The following is a 1618-nucleotide window of genomic DNA, read 5'->3' as shown; positions in this document are numbered from 1 at the left end:
CCCCGGTACGCTCCCGCACTCCTCGCGGGATGCTGGCACGCCACCCGGATTGTCCCCGCCCCCTCCGCCACGCCGGACGCTAGGGAATTCCACTAGTCCGTTCCAACGATTCCCCGCCGCCGCGCCATCACTACGCTGTCACCACAGGCACAGGCACAGCCGGCGCCGGCAATTCCTCTTTACAAGGAGCGAGACTTCAATGAAATCCAGCACAAGACAACTGATACGCGGTGGCCTGCTGCTCACCAGCATGGCCCTGGCGGCGGCATCGTGGGCGAAGGCCACCCCGGAGGAACTCAAGCAACTGGATGGCCCCCTCACGCCGATGGGCGCCGAGCGTGCCGCCAGCAAGGACGGCGAGGTCCCGGCATGGTCCGGCAAGTGGCTGGGCACGCCGGCGCATGTCAAATACCAGCGCGGCGAACGCTACCCGGACCCGTATGCCGATGAGAAGCCGCTGTTCGTCATCACCGCGCAGAACATGGCGCAGTATGCCGAGCGGCTCAGCGACGGGCAGAAGGCGCTGTTCAAGAAGTATCCCGACACCTTCAAGATGCCGGTGTACCCAAGCCATCGCGATTTCCGCTACGAGGACGCGGTCTACAAGGACATCCGCACCTACGCCACCACCGTCAGCATGACGAGCGATGCCAACGGCCTGAAGGAAGCGGGTCCGCAGGTTCCCTACCCGATTCCGAAAACCGCGATGGAGCTGTTGTGGAACCAGCGTTTCTCGTCGGCCATCGGCACCGAGAAGGCTCAGTTCGACCAGGCCGTGGTGTATCCGAACGGCTCGATCGCGTGGGGGCGCGTCTCGTACAGCATCCTGTCGCCGCGCAACAATGGCAAGTTTGACCCGCGCAGCGCCCTCAACGAGCGCTCCTTCTTCCGCACCTCCACGGATCTGCCGTTGCGCGACCGCGGCCAGGTGATCGTGGGCTATGCGGTCTGGGACCAGGAGGGTTCTGACTCCAACCGCACGTGGATCTACAACCCGGGCACGCGGCGGGTGCGCCAGGCGCCGGAATTCGGCTTTGACCAGCCCCAGGGCCCCGGCGGCTTCCGCACCGTGGACGACGACCGGCTCTTCAACGGCTCGGGCGAGCGCTACAACTGGAAGATCGTCGGCAAGAAGGAGATCTTCGTCCCGTACCACAACTACAAGCTGCTGAGCACTTCCGTCAAGTACAAGGAACTGCTCACGAATGGCCATGCCAATCCGGACGTGATGCGCTATGAACCGCATCGGGTGTGGGTACTGGAAGCAACGCTCAAGTCCGGCTTCCGGCACCAGTATGCGAAGCGCGTGCTGTATCTCGACGAAGACAGCTGGCTGGCCCTGGCGGCCGACAACTACGATGGCCGCGGCCAGTTGTGGCGCACCAATCTCCAGGCCTCGGTATACGCCTATGATGCACGCCGCTACTATCCGACCACGGTGTTCTACCATGACCTGATTTCGGGTGCCTACATGGCCGACCGCCTGACCAACGAAGGCCCGATGACAACGCTGAACAACAGCCCGGAATTCAACGAGGTGTTCTTCTCACCGGACGCCGCGCGCGGGTCGGGTACCTGATCCCATCGTGATACCCGGCCGGGCGCAGCCTTTGGCGCC

At 63.9% G+C, this 1618-nt stretch carries 1 protein-coding gene; it reads left to right on the top strand.

Translation table 11 applies throughout. From position 1 onward, the window contains the following. Window positions 1-199 precede the first annotated feature (199 nt). Window positions 200-1579 (top strand): DUF1329 domain-containing protein, encoded by a 1380-nt coding sequence (locus AC3WON_RS31065; RefSeq protein WP_492353480.1) that lies wholly within the window; start codon window positions 200-202, stop codon window positions 1577-1579. The last annotated feature ends 39 nt before the right edge of the window (window positions 1580-1618 follow it).

Source organism: Cupriavidus sp. FW305-46, from assembly GCF_058787075.1.
Note: the sequence above shows the minus strand (reverse complement) of the source record. Positions and strands in the feature narration are given on the sequence as shown.